General features: G+C 74.7%; 11 protein-coding genes and 1 riboswitch. Of the genes, 5 read left to right on the top strand and 6 right to left on the bottom strand.

What is annotated here, in order from left to right; all coding sequences use genetic code 11:
* Positions 1-66 precede the first annotated feature (66 nt).
* Positions 67-291 carry a hypothetical protein gene (locus AC1VWI_RS36585; RefSeq protein WP_499515310.1) on the top strand — a complete coding sequence of 75 codons (225 nt, stop codon included), beginning with the start codon at positions 67-69 and terminating at the stop codon, positions 289-291.
* A gap of 297 nt (positions 292-588) precedes the next feature.
* Here AC1VWI_RS36585 and AC1VWI_RS36580 read toward each other — a convergent pair whose 3' ends face one another.
* The 5 genes from AC1VWI_RS36580 to metE form a co-directional block, all read right to left on the bottom strand.
* Positions 589-1,569, bottom strand: a complete 981-nt coding sequence (locus tag AC1VWI_RS36580; protein ID WP_499515309.1) for a hydroxyacid dehydrogenase — start codon at positions 1,567-1,569, stop codon at positions 589-591.
* Between the two features lie 209 nt (positions 1,570-1,778).
* Entirely contained in the window at positions 1,779-2,855 is a 1,077-nt protein-coding gene (locus AC1VWI_RS36575; protein WP_499515308.1) for an adenosine deaminase, read from the bottom strand.
* Positions 2,852-3,274: a VOC family protein gene (locus AC1VWI_RS36570; RefSeq protein ID WP_499515307.1), complete on the bottom strand. Its 423-nt coding sequence runs from the start codon at positions 3,272-3,274 to the stop codon at positions 2,852-2,854. Before AC1VWI_RS36570 ends, AC1VWI_RS36575 begins: the two co-directional genes overlap by 4 nt.
* A 117-nt stretch (positions 3,275-3,391) precedes the next feature.
* On the bottom strand, positions 3,392-3,871 hold the full coding sequence (locus AC1VWI_RS36565; RefSeq protein ID WP_499515306.1) for an acyl-CoA thioesterase: 480 nt from the start codon (positions 3,869-3,871) through the stop codon (positions 3,392-3,394).
* Positions 3,872-3,876: 5 nt separating this feature from the next.
* Positions 3,877-6,165: a 5-methyltetrahydropteroyltriglutamate--homocysteine S-methyltransferase gene (gene metE, locus AC1VWI_RS36560; RefSeq protein WP_499515305.1), complete on the bottom strand. Its 2,289-nt coding sequence runs from the start codon at positions 6,163-6,165 to the stop codon at positions 3,877-3,879.
* Positions 6,166-6,272: 107 nt separating this feature from the next.
* A riboswitch (cobalamin riboswitch) is annotated at positions 6,273-6,489 on the bottom strand.
* A 361-nt stretch (positions 6,490-6,850) separates the two neighbouring features.
* On the opposite strand from metE, the gene AC1VWI_RS36555 reads away from it, so the two are divergent.
* Positions 6,851-7,375: a hypothetical protein gene (locus tag AC1VWI_RS36555; RefSeq protein ID WP_499515304.1), complete on the top strand. Its 525-nt coding sequence runs from the start codon at positions 6,851-6,853 to the stop codon at positions 7,373-7,375.
* Here AC1VWI_RS36555 and AC1VWI_RS36550 read toward each other — a convergent pair.
* Positions 7,359-8,093: an ABC transporter ATP-binding protein gene (locus AC1VWI_RS36550; RefSeq protein WP_499515303.1), complete on the bottom strand. Its 735-nt coding sequence runs from the start codon at positions 8,091-8,093 to the stop codon at positions 7,359-7,361. The two genes, AC1VWI_RS36555 and AC1VWI_RS36550, sit on opposite strands and share 17 nt — an antisense overlap.
* 237 nt (positions 8,094-8,330) lie before the next feature.
* Between AC1VWI_RS36550 and AC1VWI_RS36545 the strand changes: the two genes are divergently transcribed.
* The 3 genes from AC1VWI_RS36545 to AC1VWI_RS36535 are packed head-to-tail and all read left to right on the top strand — an operon-like array spanning position 8,331 to position 15,428.
* Positions 8,331-11,675, top strand: a complete 3,345-nt coding sequence (locus AC1VWI_RS36545; RefSeq protein ID WP_499515302.1) for an FtsX-like permease family protein — start codon at positions 8,331-8,333, stop codon at positions 11,673-11,675.
* 1 nt (position 11,676) lies between these two features.
* A complete protein-coding gene (locus tag AC1VWI_RS36540) occupies positions 11,677-14,451 on the top strand; it encodes an ABC transporter permease family protein (protein WP_499515301.1) in 2,775 nt (924 codons plus the stop codon).
* Positions 14,448-15,428 carry an ABC transporter ATP-binding protein gene (locus AC1VWI_RS36535; RefSeq protein WP_499515300.1) on the top strand — a complete coding sequence of 327 codons (981 nt, stop codon included), beginning with the start codon at positions 14,448-14,450 and terminating at the stop codon, positions 15,426-15,428. The genes AC1VWI_RS36540 and AC1VWI_RS36535 overlap by 4 nt, the downstream gene beginning before the upstream one ends.
* The last annotated feature ends 11 nt before the right edge of the window (positions 15,429-15,439 follow it).

Raw genomic sequence — 15,439 nt, 5'->3', positions numbered from 1 at the left:
CCGCCCTCCCATGAGGTGCCTTCCCGTCCCCGCTTCCGGAACCCTCCCGCGCTGCCCCACGAGGTGGTGGCCGAGACCCTGGAACGGGCTCTGCGCGACCGCTCGCACGAGGCCGAGGCGGCGAGCGTCCTGGTCGGGAGCGCGCTGAACGACGACGACCGGCGGTTCGTCGAGCACTGGTGCGTCGAGGTCGGGACGCGGGCCGCGCCGGGAAGTCCCCTTCTCGGCCTGGCCGGTCTGTGCCTGGGACACACCGCCCGACGGTTCTCGGCGATGCGTCCCTCGCGCTGACGGAGTCGCTGGCGGCGCGTGCGGAGGCCGATCCCTCGGACGTGGACGCCCGGGCCCTCGACGGCCGTGCCGACGTCAGGAACTTCCTGCGCCTTCGGTGAACCGACCGCGCCGCGGTGCGGGGCCACTGGCGGGCGTCCAGCGCCGTGGGGGCGAAGGTCGCCGGGTCCATGGTGCCGTCGCTCCATTCCTGCCCGTTGGCGGTGTTGACGCCGGCGTGCAGGAAGACGCCGGATCCCGCTTCCTGTCAGGCGTATTGGGCCGGGGCCGGGACGGGGACGGCGATGTGGTCCTTCCTCAGGCGGAACGTGCGAGCGCGTCGCGGTGGACGGCGTGGGCGAGGGGCGCACCGTGGGCGAGACGTTCGATCTCCTCGATCGCGGTGTCGGCGAGCCGGGCCAGTTCGCCGCCGAGCGAGCCGGCGACGTGCGGGGTCAGCAGGACGTTCGGCAGATCGTAGAGCGGCGAGTCGGCGGGCAGCGGCTCGGGGTCGGTGACGTCGAGGACGGCGTGCAGCCGGCCGGAGACCAGTTCGGCGGTGAGCGCGGCGGTGTCGACCAGCGAGCCCCGCGAGGTGTTGACCAGCGTGGTCCCGTCCCGCAGCAGCGCCAGGCGCGCGGCGTCGAACAGGTGCCGGGTCTCGGGCAGTTCGGGGGCGTGGACGGTGACCACGTCGCCGAGCAGGCACAGTTGGTCCAGCTCGACCGGCTCCGCACCGAGCGCGACCGCCTCGCCGGGGTCGAGGTGGGGGTCGTGGACGAGCAGGCGCAGGTCGAAGGGGCGCAGCAGCTCGATGACCCGCCGCCCGATGCGGGAGGCGCCGACGACCCCCACGGTACGACGGTAGTTGCCGATGCCGGGGAACACCTCGGAGGGCTCCGGCCGGTGGCGGGCCTCCCGGTAGGCCTGCGCCGAGGCCAGGACGCGCTTGTTGGCGAACAGCACGGCGGCGACGGTGTACTCGGCCACCGGCAGGGCGTTGGCCGCGGCGGCGGTGGAGACCTGGATGCCGCGCCGCCACACGGCGTCGGTGACGTGCTGCTTGACCGATCCGGCGGCGTGGACGACCGCGCGCAGCGCGGGCATGCGGGCCAGCGCCGCCTCGTCCAGCGGCGGGCAGCCCCAGCCGGTGAGCAGCACCTCGGCCTCGGCGAGCGGTTCCGCCACGGCGGGGTCCCCGAAGTCCTCGACGAGCAGGGCGGGGTCGACGCGGGCGACGCGGCAGAGCCGTTCGAGCGCCGCGTCGCCGAGGACGGCCTCACGGGTCCCGGCACTCATGGCCAGGACGGTACGGGGACGGTGGTGCGCGCGGGTCACGTGGCGGCTCCCCCTGTGGAGACCTGCGGACGGGTGACGGCGCCATCATTCGCACGTGACCCGGCGACGTCAAGGGCGGACCGGGCCTCCCCGGCCCCGGCACGCGCACCGCCTCGGGCGCCGCACGCGGGGTACCGGACCGGGGACCGGGCCGGTACCCCCCTCAGGGGTCAGCTGCCCGCGGCGAGCACCGTCTCGTAGCCCGGCAGGACGACGTCGCGGATGATCGCGTTCCGCTCGTCGAAGGGGAGGAACGCGCTCTTGAGCGCGTTGACGGTGACCTCGCGCAGGTCCTCCGCCGTCCAGCCCGCCTCGGTGACGAGCAGCTCCATCTCGCGGGTCATGGTGGTCGCCGAGACCAGGCGGTTGTCGGTGTTGAGGGTGACGCGGAAGCCTAGGTCGCGCAGGAGGGTGATGGGGTGCTCGGCGATGGAGGTGGCGGCGCCCGTCTGGAGGTTGGAGGTCGGGCAGACCTCCAGCGCGATGCGGCGGTCGCGTATCCAGCCCGCGAGACGGCCGAGCTTGCCGTCCACGATGTCCTCGGCGAGGCGGACGCCGTGGCCGATCCGCAGCGCGCCGCAGACCTGCACGGCCTGATGGATGCTGGGCAGGCCGTGGGCCTCGCCCGCGTGGATGGTGAAGGGCACGTTCTCGCGGCGCAGGTGCTCGAAGGCGGCGAGGTGGTCGGCGGGCGGGAAGCCGTCCTCGGCGCCCGCGATGTCAAAGCCGACGACGCCCGCGTCGCGGTACGCGACGGCGAGGTCGGCCACCTCGCGGCTGCGGTCGGTCATGCGCATCGCGCACAGCAGGGTCCCCACGCGGACCGGCGTGCCCGCGGCGGCGGCCTTCGCCATGCCGGCGGCCAGGCCCTGCTGGACGGTCTCGACGACCTCGGCCAGGGTCAGGCCCCGGTGCACCAGCAGTTCGGGCGCGTAGCGCACCTCGCCGTAGACGACGCCGTCGGCGGCGAGGTCGAGCACGTACTCCTCGGCGACGCGCAGCAGGCCCTCGCGGGTGCCCATCACGGCGATCGTGTGCTCGAAGGTGGCGATGTAGCGGACCAGGTCGCCGGAGTTGGCGGCGTCGTAGTACCAGGCGGCCAGCTCGCCGGGGTCGGTGGCGGGCAGGGTGTGGCCGATCTCCGCGGCCAGTTCGACCAGGGTGGCCGGGCGCAGGCCGCCGTCCAGGTGGTCGTGGAGGACGGCCTTGGGGAGCCGGCGGATCAGGTCGGTGTCGAGGGCGGTCACGCGGTGGGCTCCTGGTCGGTGGGGGCGGTGGCGGCGGGCTGGAGGAGGTCCCAGCGGTTCCCGTAGGGGTCCTGGAAGACGACGACCGAGCCGTACGCCTCGTGGCGGGGCTCCTCCAGGAAGGTCACCCCGGCGGCGCTCATCCGCGCGTGGTCGCCCGCGAAGTCCTCGGTGTGCAGGAAGAAGCCGACCCGTCCGCCGGTCTGGTCGCCGACCCTCGACAGCTCCGCGTCGTTCTTGGCGCGGGCGAGCAGCAGCCCGCTGCCCGCGGCGCCGCCGGGCGGGCGCACGACGACCCACCGGCTGCCGCCGGGGCGCGGCTCGTCCTCGACGAGCTCGAAGCCGAGGGCGCCGGTGTAGAAGGCGATGGCCTCGTCGTAGTCGCGGACGACGAGGGTGACCAGGGCGATACGGGACATGCGCGAACGTTATACGTAACACCACGACCCGGGCAAGACGCCCCCTCCGACTGGGAGGGGGTGCCGGTCCCGGGGGCCGGGCGGGGCGGCCGGCCGCCGCCCCGCCCGGCCCCCGGGTCAGCCCGCCTCGGCCGGCCGGGCGCGCAGGGCGCGGCGCCGCAGCGCCCGGGCGTGCCGCCGCTCGTCCTCGGCCGACGCCGGCCTGAGCTCCGCCACCGGCCGGGGCCTGCCGTCGGCGCCGGTGGCCACGAAGACCAGGTGCGCGGTGACGACCTCGGTCGCCGGGCCCGGGGCGTCCCAGCGCTCGGCGGTGACGCGGACGCCGACGTCCATCGAGGTGCGGCCCGCGTGCTCCACGACCGCGTGGACGGTGAGCAGGTCACCGGCGTGCGCCGGGTGGAGGAAGGCCATCCCCTCCACGGAGACGGTCACCGCGGGGCCCGAGGCGTGCCGGGCCGCGGCCGCCGCCGCCGCGTCGTCGACGAGCTTCATCACGACCCCGCCGTGGACGGTCCCGTACAGGTTGGTGTCGTGCTCGCTCATGATGTGGGCGAGCGTCACGGCCGAGTCGGCCGGGGTCTTGTACCGCGGGGCCATCCCGCTCACCCCCGCACCCGGCGCGCGGCGGCCACCAGGTTCTCCAGCGCGGCACGGACCTCGCCCGGGGCCCGGGTCTTCAGGCCGCAGTCGGGGTTGACCCACAGCCGTTCGGCGGGCAGGACCCGCAGCGCCCGGTCGATGAGGTCGGAGATCTCCCGTTCCGAGGGGACGCGCGGCGAGTGGATGTCGTACACCCCGGGGCCGACCTCCCGCCGGTAGCCGGCGGCGGCCAGCTCGCCCGCGATCTCCATGTGGGAGCGGGCGGCCTCCAGGCTGATGACGTCCGCGTCCAGGGCCTCGATGGCCGGCAGGATCTCCCCGAACTCCGCGTAGCACATGTGGGTGTGGACCTGGGTGTCCGCGCGGACCCCGGAGGTGGCGAGGCGGAAGGCCTCGGTGGCCCACTCCAGGTAGCCGGGGCGGGCGGCGGCGCGCAGCGGCAGGCTCTCGCGCAGCGCGGGTTCGTCGACCTGGATGACCGCGGTCCCGGCCGCCTCCAGGTCGGCGACCTCGTCGCGCAGGGCGAGGGCGACCTGGCGGGCGGTGTCGGCGAGCGGCTGGTCGTCGCGGACGAAGGACCAGGCGAGCATCGTGACCGGGCCGGTGAGCATGCCCTTGACCGGCCTGCCCGTGAGCGACTGCGCGTAGGAGGTCCAGCGCAGCGTCATGGGCGCGGGCCGTGACACGTCGCCGACGAGGACCGGCGGCTTGACGTAGCGGCTCCCGTAGGACTGGACCCAGCCGTGCCGGGTGACGAGGAAACCGTCCAGCCGCTCGGCGAAGTACTGCACCATGTCGTTGCGTTCGGGCTCCCCGTGGACGAGGACGTCCAGACCCGCCTTCTCCTGGAACGCGACGACCTCGCGGATCTCGGCGGCGATCCGCTCCTCGTACTGCTGCGCCGTCAGCTTCCCCGCCCGCAGGGCCGCGCGGGCGGCGCGCAGGTCGGCGGTCTGCGGGAACGAGCCGATGGTCGTCGTCGGCAGCGGGGGCAGGCCAAGCCGGTTCCGCTGCGCCGCGGCCCGCTCCCCGTACGGCTGGGGGCGGCGGGCGTCGTCGGGACCGGCGGCCGCGCAGCGGGCCCGTACGGCGGGGTCGTGGGTGAGGGCGGAGGCGGCACGTGAGGCCCGGGCGGCACGGCTCGCGGCCAGTTGCGGGGCGACGGCCTCGCGGCCCCCGGACAGGGCGCGCGCCAGGGTGACGGTCTCGTCGAGCTTCTGCCGGGCGAAGGCGAGCCAGCGCGTGACCTGCAGGTCCAGGGTGCGTTCCCGCGTCAGGTCCAGGGGGACGTGGAGGAGGGAGCAGGAGGGCGCCACGTCGAGGTGGTCGGTCAGGCCCAGCAGGGTGGCCAGGGTGGCGAGCGAGGCCTCCAGGTCGTCGGCCCAGACGTTGCGGCCGTCGACGACCCCGGCGACCAGGCGCTTGCCGGGCAGGCCGCCGAGGCGGCCGAGCGCGTCGAGGTTCGCGGCGGCGGGACCGGTGAAGTCCAGGGCCAGCCCCTCCACGGGGGACTGCGCGAGGACGGGCAGGGCCTCCCCGAGGGCGTCGAAGTAGGTGGCGACCAGCACCTTCGGCCGGTCCTCGGCGGCGGTGAGTTCGCGGTAGGCGCGGGCGGTGGCGTCGAGCACGGCACGCGGCTGGTCCTGGACCAGTACGGGCTCGTCCAGTTGCACCCATTCCGCGCCCGCGGCCCGCAGGTCCGCCAGGAGGGACGCGTAGACCGGCAGCAGCCGGTCCAGCAGCGCGAGCGGTGTGAAGCCGGCGCCGGCGCCGGGCGCGGGCTTGGACAGCAGCAGCAAGCTGACGGGGCCGAGCAACACCGGACGGGCCGTCAGGCCCTCGCGCCGGGCCTCGGCGTACTGCGCGAGCTGCCCCCGCGGGTCGGGGGCGAAGCCGGTGCCGGGGCCGATCTCGGGCACCAGGTAGTGGTAGTTGGTGTCGAACCACTTGGTCATCTCCAGCGGCGCCAGCTCCGCCGTGCCGCGAGCGGCGGCGAAGTAGGCGTCCAGCTCGCTCACCTCGCCCGCGCGGTAGCGCGCGGGGACGGCACCGACCGCCCAGGCCGTGTCCAGGACGTGGTCGTAGAGCGAGAAGCCGCCGGTCGGGATCTCGGTGATGCCCGCCGCGCGCATCTGGCGCCGGGCGCCCGCCCGGACGGACGCGGCGGTCGCGAGCAGGTCCTCCGCCCCGACGCGGCCCGCCCAGTAGCCCTCGAGGGCCCGCTTGAGCTCCCGGTCGGGGCCCTGCCGCGGGTAGCCGTGGAGGGTCGCACCGATGTGCGTGAGTGCCATGGAACTCTCCTTCGCGAGTTCGCACGGACCCCGGCACGGGACGCCGGCACGGCACACGAAGGCCGCCGCCGACCCGCCCACGAGGTCCCGGTGGAACCGCGCCCCACCGCGGGGCACGGGCAGTGGCAGGTCTTCGGACTCACGGGCACGTCTGCCGGGCAGACACCTACTGGCCGTCGCTTCCCGGACGCTTGCGCGCCCAGTGCGTATGACGGCGGTCGTTCCCGCTCACCGCTGCGGGGCAGTCCCGGATTCCCACCGGGTTCCCTCTTGCGACGCATCCCGCCTGGCGGACGGGGCGAACCAGCTGCACGCGCCAGCCTACGGGGTGCGTCGGCCGCGGACGGGGAGATCCGCGTACCGGACGTCCCGGTGGGCACGGTGAGCGGCGCCGGGTGCCGGGGTGGCAGGGCCCGGGACACGACGGAACGGAACGGACGCAGCGCACGCAGTCGGCCGCTGGCGGTACGGGCGGCGGGCGGCCCCGCGGCACGGGTGAACCACGCGGCATGTCACCGGGCACCAGGTGGCCGGCCGGGCATCCGGCACGACCTCGTGCGGCAGGCAGGGCAAGCGCGGGTCCGCACCGACGGCGACGAGGTCGTCGTCCGGGACGTGCCGGAGGCCGCCGCGCACCCCCAACTCGGTCTCCCGCAGGGCCTGGTGGTTCCCGTAAATTGCTTCCATGGGGGCACGGGACGCACAGCACGAACCGATGCGAGGCGGCCGGCGATCGGAAGGGCGGGGCTCGGTCGAGGGCTCCGCGCATCCCCTGGCGCTCCTGCTGGCCGGCGTGGTGTTCCTCGCGGCGGGCGTCTGGCTGCTGACCGCGACGGCAAGGGACACCCTGGCCGTGCGCTACGGCGTGCACACGGTGGGCACGGTCCGCGAGGCACGCGACGCCTCCGGCGACGGCCGGCTGTGGGTGACCTTCACCGTGGCGGGCGCCGAGGTGACCCACCCGCTGCCGCCGGGCACCAACCGCCGCCAGGTGAACCACGGGGACCGGCTCCCCATCGTCTACCGGGCCGACCGTCCCGAGCGGGTCGTCGCCCGCCGTGACGTCGGGCACGGTCCCCTGCTGTTCTGGTCGGGGTTCACCGCGGTGGGACTCGTCCTGGCCGGCTGGTCCGGCCTGGCGCTGCACCGCGCCGGCCGGCGGCGGACGCGCGCCGCCCCGCGGAAGCCGTGGGTCAGTCGGTGGGGGTGATGTGGCCGTCGCGGAGTTCGAGGACGCGGTCGGCGAGGGCGAGGAGCTGGGGGTCGTGGGTGGCGACGAGGGCGGTGACGCCTTCGCTGTGGACGACGGCGCGCAGGAGTTCCATGACGGCGCGGCCGGTGTCGGCGTCGAGCTGGCCGGTGGGTTCGTCGGCGATGATCAGGGCGGGGCGGTTGGCGAGGGCGCGGGCGATGGCGACGCGTTGCTGCTGGCCGCCGGACATCTCGCCGGGGCGCTGGCCGGCGTGGCCCTGCAGGCCGACGAGGGAGAGCAGGAGGGCGACGCGTTCTTCGCGTTCGCGGCGGGGGGTGTTGCGCAGGCGCAGGGGGACGCCGACGTTCTCGGCGGCGGTGAGGATGGGCAGCAGGCCGAAGGACTGGAAGACGAAGCCCATGCGGTCGCGGCGCAGGGCGAGCAGGTCGCGTTCGCCCAGGCCGTTCAGGACGGTGCCGTCGACGGTGACGCGGCCGGCGTCGGCGCGGTCCAGGCCGCCGATGATGTTCAGCAGGGTCGTCTTGCCCGAACCGGAGCGGCCCTTGAGCGCGACCAGCTGCCCGCGGGCCACGGAGAAGGACACCCCGCCCAGGGCGTGCACCGCGGTGTCCCCGGTGCCGAAGGTGCGCACCAGGTCCTCGACCACGACCATCGCCTCGGAGGCCGCCCCGCCGCCCGCCGGGCCCTCACGCCGTTCCAGCAGTCCCTCGCTCATGCCCGCCAGCATAAGGGGCTCTCTCGTACCACTGTTCACACGGTGGTAACGAGCACGGCATCGCGGATGCGATGATCGTATCCGTTCGCCCGTTCCCGACCTCACCGCAGCGTGACGGTGGGGACACGTGTGCGATCACGTCATGACATGGGCGTAGTCTGTGTCACTCCTCACCGCTCGGCGGTGACCTGGTCGTCCACTCGCAACACACTGTTACGGGCATCGAGAACGGGGGGCATGGTGCCGGGCTTCGTCTTGCTGCGCCTGCGCGCGCACCGGCTGCTACTCGCCGCCGCATTGTTGTCCGTCGTCCTGACCACCTGCGCCGTGGCCGCGCTGGCCGCGTTCAGCGGCGCGGTCGGGGACGCGGGGCTGCGGCGCGCGCTGCAGGGACCGTCGGCCGCCAGGACACAGATCGACGTGACGTCGGAGGTGGCCGAGCAGGACGCCGGGCGGCTGGACTCCCGCGTGCGCAAGACCCTCGCGGGGGCCTACGACGGGCTGCCGGTGCGGGTCTCGTCCAGCACCCGCTCCGGTGCGTACGGACTGCCGCAGGACTCGCGCCCGGCGGACGCGCCGCGCTCGGACAATCCGGACCTCACGCTGCTCGCCACGTTCGACCGGTCCCGGGTGACCATGGTCGAGGGGACCTTCCCCGACGCGCCGCAGGCCGAAGGCCCGGTGCCGGTCGCGCTGCCCGACACGGCCGCGAAGGCCCTCGGCGTGACGCCGGGGGACGTGATCACGCTCGCCGACCGGCGGAACGGGCCGCCGCTGCGCGTACGGCTGACCGGCCTGTACCGCCCCACGGATCCGTCCGCGCTGTACTGGCGGCTGGACCCGATGGCCGGGCGCGGCGTGCGGACGCTGTCGTTCACCACCTACGGACCGATGCTCACCGATCCCCGGGCTTTTGCTTCGGGCGCGGTGCCTGCGACCGAGGTCCAGTGGACCGCGGGGGCCGACTTCTCGGCCATGACCGCCGGCCGGCTCGACAGCGTCGGTCAGGACGTCCGGCGCACGGTGGGGCAGTTGGACGACAAGCAGCTGGACGGGAAGACGACGGCGAGCAGCGAGCTGCCCGCCCTGGCGGCCGACCTGAGCCGCAATCTGCTGGTGAGCCGTTCGACGCTGCTCATCAGCGCGTTGCAGCTGATCGTCCTCGCGGGCCTGGCGCTGATGCTCGTCGCCGGCCTGCTCGCCAGCGAGCGCTCCGAGGAGACCGCCCAGCTGCGGGCCCGCGGTGGCTCCCGGTCCCGCATCGCGGGCCTGGCCTCCGCCGAGGCACTGCTGCTGGCGCTGCCCGCCGCCGTGCTGGCACCGCTGTTGGCCGGTCCGCTGGTGCGGCTGCTCGCCGGGCACGGGGCCCTGGCGCGGGCAGACGTGCACCTGGACGTACCGTCCTCCACGGCCTGGTGGGCCGGCGTGCTGGCCGCGCTCGCCTGCGGCGTCGCCGTGGCCTCGCCGGCGCTGCGCCGCACGGGCACCTACTCCATCGAGCGGCAGGCACGGACCCGCAAGGGCGCACTGCCGGGTGCCGTGCAGGCGGGCACCGACCTCGCGCTACTGCTCGTGGCGGGACTGGGCTACTGGCAGCTGTCCCGGCGCGAGGGCGGGACGGGCGCGCTGTCCACCGACACCGCGGGGAAGCTCGGACTCGATCCGGTGCTCATCGTGGCCCCCGCGATCTGCCTGCTGGCGGGCGCGGTGCTCGCGCTGCGTCTGCTGCCGCCGGCCGCCCGTCTCGGGGAGCGGCTGGCGGCCGGTTCCCGCGGCCTGCCGACCGCGCTGGCCGGCTGGCAGCTGGCCCGGCGGAGCGGCCGCGGCGCCGGCCCGGCCCTGCTGCTGGTCCTCGCGGTGTCGATCAGCATGTTCGCGATCGGCGAGAACGCGAGCTGGGAGCGGTCCCAGCGCGACCAGGCCGACTTCATGGCGGGCGCTGACGTCCGCGTCGCCGGTACCTCCACGCAGCCCTTCGGACAGGGCGGCGTCTACGACCACATACCCGGGATCGCCGCGGTGACCCCGGCGAGCCGCAGCACGGTGCCGCTGCCCAGGAACCGCGAGGCGACGGTGCTGGCGCTGGACACCACCGTGGCCTCCCGGGTGACCGGTTTGCGCGACGACCTCACCGACCGGCCGTTCCCGGACCTGCTGCGCTCCCTGCGTCCCACGGAGGGCGCCGCCTCGCGGGGCGCCGGGTTCACGCTGCCGGACGATGCGGCACGGCTCCGTCTGACCGTCCGCCTGCAGGCCCGGGACGCCCGCGGCCGCGCGAGGACGAGCGAGATCGGCGACCGGCTGTCGGCGACCTTCACCGACCGCTACGGCGTCCCCTACTCCATCGCCCTGGGCGAGGTCCCCGCCGACGACCGACCCCACGTCCTGGAGGCGGACTTCGGCGCCGAGGCGGGCCGGGCCGTCGGCACCGGCCCGGCCGGGCCGCTGCGCCTGACCGGGATCAAGGCCGGCTTCTCCGTGCCCCGGTCGTCCGAACACCACCGCCTGTCCGTCACAGCCCTGCAGGCGGTGGCCGCCGGCGGCGCCACGCATGCCGTACCCGTACCGGCCCGCTCCGCCTGGCAGGCCCACGCCCTCATGGGCAACCGGGACTTCACCGAGGACCCCGATCGCGGCTTCGTCTCCACGCGGGCCGGCAGTCCGCGCTCCGGCGGGGGCACACCGCTGACCGTCGAGTACGACACCGGTCAGATGCTCCTCGAGGGGTACGTGCCGAGCGGCTTCGACCAGGCGACCGTGATCGTGACCTCGGGACCGAAGGCTCCGGCCGCGCTGACAGGGGTCGCCACCGACTCCTTCCTGCGGGCGGTCGGCGCGAAGGTGGGCGACCCGGTGCGGATCCAGCTGGCCGGCGCGACCGTGCCGGTCCGCGTCTCCGCCGCCGTGCGCGCCCTGCCCACCGTCGTGCCCAGGACCGACGGCACCGACGGCGGGGCGCTGCTGCTGGACCTGCGCTCCGTCAACACCCTGTTGAACGGGACCGACCAGGGCTCCCTGGCACCCGGCGAGTGGTGGCTGGCGGCCGAGCCCGGCGCGACCGCCCGCGTCGCTTCGGTGCTGCGGGCCCGCGGCGACATCACCTCGCTCCTGGTGCGCGACGAGCAGCGGGCCGAGCTGCAACGCGATCCGCTCGGCGCCGGGCCGGTGTCCGCGCTGCCCGCCGCCGTGGTGACCGCAGCGGTGCTGGCCGCGCTCGGCTACGTCGTCGCGGCGGCCGGAGCGCTGCGCGAACGCTCCCAGGAATTCGCGATGCTACGGGCGCTGGGCACCCCGCGCCGCTGGCTCGCCCGGGTGATCGCCGCCGAACAGGGCCTGCTGGTCCTGGTCGCGGTGGGCGTCGGCGCCGTACTCGGCGGACTGCTGACCCGGCAGGTCGTCCCCCTGATCGTCCTGACGGCCCGCGCGCAGAGCCCGGTCCCCGAGGTCCGGGTGGAACTGCCGTCCGGCCCGCTGGCCGTGCTGCTGATCACCGTCACCGTGCTGCCCCTGCTCGGCGTCATGCTGACGGCGTGGCGGTCCGCCGACCCGGCCCAGGCGCTGCGGCGCCAAGGAGGTGAATGACGTGGCCGAGCCCCGTTCCCCGCGCAGCGGTGACGTCTCCTGGATCCGCGCCCGGCTGCGCGCCGCCCCCGGCGGGACGCTGGCACTCGCCGCGCTGGTGTTCGTCACGGCGTTCCTGGCGGCCGCGCTGCCGCGGGCCGTCGAGGGCTACGAGGACACCGCGCTGCGTGACACCGTGTCACACGCCTCGACACCGAACCGCAGCGTCACGATGTCGCTCCAGGTCTCCCAGCTGTCCGTCCCCTTCGGCCCCGAGGCGCTGCTCACCCCGCGGTCGCTGAAGGCGACGGAGGCGCAGTTCCAGCGTCTCGTGCGGCCTCCGCTGGCGCTGGACGCGGACCGGACCGTGTACGGCGTGCGTTCCGTGGAAACGGTCGCCACCGACCCCGGACTGCCCCGGTTCCCCGCGGTGGACCCGCTCCCCCCGAAGAGCACCCTGGTGGCGCAGCCCGACCTGGCGGCGAACACCCGGCTCCTCGAGGGGCGTCTGCCCCGGCCCGGCGCCGACGCCCACAGCGTCGAAGCGGTGATCACCGACCGCACCGCCAAGGTGACCAAACTGCGCACCGGTTCGGCCTTCCACCTCCAGGACGCGGTCGGATCCGTCGTGACCGTCCGGGTCACCGGTATCGTCACGCCGCGCTCACCTGGCGCCGTCTGGTGGAACGCGGAGTCCGACCTGCGCAGGCCCAGCCTGCGCTCGCTGCCCAGCCCGGGCGACGATCCCTTCCGCTACTGGCACTTCGCCGCGCTCATCGACCAGAACGCCACCAAGGCCCTGCTGAGTCTGCAGGACGGCGCGCTGGCCTACTGGCACCACCCCGCGGACGTCGACGCTCTCACCGCGCAGGACGTCCCCGCGCTGCGCGACCGGCTGTCCGCGCTGACGGCGGGCCCTGCCGCGGCGCAGTTGCAGACCCGGCAGCGCGGTCTCCACGTCGAGGAGCAGGGGCTGGGCGAACTTCTGGGCCCCTTCGTCGCGGAGCGTACGGCTGCGCAGCCGCTGGTCCTGGTCGCCGCTGTGGGTGTGGGTACCGTCGGCGCCGTCGTGCTGCTGATGGCGGCGGGCCTGTCGGCGGCCCGGCGCAGGGCCGAGTTCACCTTGCTGCGGGCCCGTGGCATCAGCATGGGCGCGCTCACCGGCCGGCTGCTGGCGGAGGGCGCGGTGGTGGCGGTGCCGTCCGCGGCGGCGGGTCTGGCCGTGGCGCTGCTCCTGCTGCCGGCCGAACGTGCCGCGCTCGCCGTGTGGTCGGCCACCGCCGTGGCGGTCCTGGCCACGGTCAGCCTGCCGCTGCGGGCGGCTGCGACGGCTCGCCGGCCGCGCCCCGAGCAGCGTGAGGACCTCGTCGCGGCACGGCCGTCGCGGCGCCGCACGGTGGCCGAACTGGCGATGCTGGTCGTCGTCGCCGGCGCCGTGGTCGCACTGCGGCAGCGCGGCACGGCCGACGGCGGTGCGGACGTGCTGACCGCCGCGGCCCCGGTGCTGCTCGCGATGGTCGCCGCGCTGGTGCTGCTGCGGCTGTACCCCTGGCCGGTACGGCTGCTGGCGCGGCCCTTCGCACGGCTCAACGGAGCCGTGCTGCACCTGGGCCTGGCCCGCGCCGGACGCGCCCCCTCCACCACCGCGCTGCCACTGCTGGCCGTGCTGGTGGCCCTCACCATCACCTCCTTCGGCGGATCGGTGCTCGCGGGCGTGGAGTCGGGACGCGACCACGCCGCGGTGACGGCGGTCGGCGCGGACGCCCGCGTGCAGAGCTACGGCGCCCTGCCGCAGGGAATCGACGCCCAGGTCCGCAAGGTCACAGGGGTGCGGGAAGTCACCGGCGTCCGGATCGAATCCGGGCAGAAACTGATCAACTACAGGGACCGGTTCGACCTGCTGGTCGTCGACCCGGAGCCGTACGCCCGGCTCGTGGCGGCCACCGGCCTGGGCTCCTCCTTCCCCGCCGGCAAGCTCGACTCAGGCGCGAAGGAGCCCATTCCCGGCATCGCCTCCCCGGCGCTCGCACGGAAGTTCGGCAACGGCGTCGGTGACCCGGAGACCGTCAGGTCCTCGGTCGGGCGGGTCATGGTGCACATCGTGGCCACGCAGGACGCCACCCCGGCCGCCCCCAACCACGAGTTCGTCATCGTGTCGCGGGCCGCCCTGGCGAAGGTCGCGCCCGGGACGAAAGAGCCGGCACACGGGCCGTCGACGCTGTATGCGACGGGCACCGGCATCGACGCGAAGGCGCTGCGCGCCGTCGTCGCCAAGACCGCGCCCAAGGCGCAGGTCACGCTGCGCACCGAACAACGCGCCTCCTACGGCACGACCTCGGCCCTGCAGTCGGGCGCACGGCACGTGTACCTCGCCGCCGTCGCCGCGGGCGCCGGCTACAGCGTGCTGGCGTTGCTGCTGTCGCTGCTGCACAACGCTCCGCAGCGCAAGGCGCTGCTGGCCCGGCTGCGGACGATGGGCATGACCGGTCGTCAGCGGCAGTGGCTGGCGGTGCTGGAGATGCTGCCGCAGGTCCTGCTGGGAGCCCTCGGCGGTGTCCTGGTGAGCGTGGCCACGGTGCCGCTGGTGCGTCCGGGCGTGGACCTGGTGGCACTGGCCTTCACGGTCCGCACGCCCGCCACGGACCTGTCGGGGGCGGTGCTGCGCACCGACGCGGCGTCGCTGCTGCTGCCCGCCGCAGGGCTGGTGCTGCTGGCCTGTGTGGTGCTGGCCGTCCAGGCCTGGCTGACCGGGCGACGGGGAGAAGGAACCGAACTCCGGATGGGGGAACGATCATGACTCAGAACACGTCCGGCACCGCCGAGCGCGACAACGTCACACTGGCGGACCTGGAACGACGCGTCACCGAGAGCCGGGAGCAGCCCGCCTACGGGCATGACGCGCTGATCGTCTGCGACCGGCTGGTGCGGATCTTCACCGCCCAGGGCGTGGAGGTCCAGGCCCTGCAGGGACTGGACCTGCTGGTGCAGCAGGGCGAACTGATGGCCCTGGTCGGCGCCTCGGGCAGCGGCAAGTCCACCCTGCTGAACATCCTGGCCGGGCTGGACACCCCCACCGCGGGCGCCGCCTCGGTCGCCGGCTTCGACCTGCTCGCCCTCGACGCCGGCGACCGCCTGCGCTACCAGCGCGAGGTCGTCGGCTTTGTCTGGCAGCAGACCTCACGCAACCTCCTGCCCTACCTGACCGCCCTGCAAAACGTCGTCCTGCCCATGCGGCTGTCCGGCCGCGTCAAAGGCCGCAAAGCGCGCACCGACCGCGCCACCGAACTGCTGGACCTGATGGGCGTCGGCTACTGCGCCGACCGCCGGCCCCAGCAGATGTCCGGCGGCGAACAGCAGCGCACCGCGATCGCCGTCGCCCTGGCCAACCACCCCTCCCTGGTACTCGCCGACGAACCCACCGGGCAACTGGACTCCGCCACCGGCGAACAGGTCTTCAACTCCTTCCGCACGGCGAACAAGGAACTCGGCACGACCATCGTCGTCGTCACCCACGACCAGGCCGTGGCCACCGCCGTCGACCGCACCGTCGCCATCCGCGACGGCCGCACCGCCTCCGAAGTCGTCCGCCGCACCAGCGTCGACGACGAAGGCCGCACCACCGTCCACGCCAGCGAATACGCCACCGTCGACCGCTCCGGCCGCCTCCAACTCCCCCGCGACTACACCCACGCCCTCGACATCCGCAACCGCGTCATGCTCGAACTCGAACCCGACCACATCGCCATCCGCCCCGACCACCCCGAAGAGGACTGACGCGGCGCAGG

It is taken from the genome of Streptomyces sp. TOM-9, from assembly GCF_056858595.1.
Note: the sequence above shows the minus strand (reverse complement) of the source record. Positions and strands in the feature narration are given on the sequence as shown.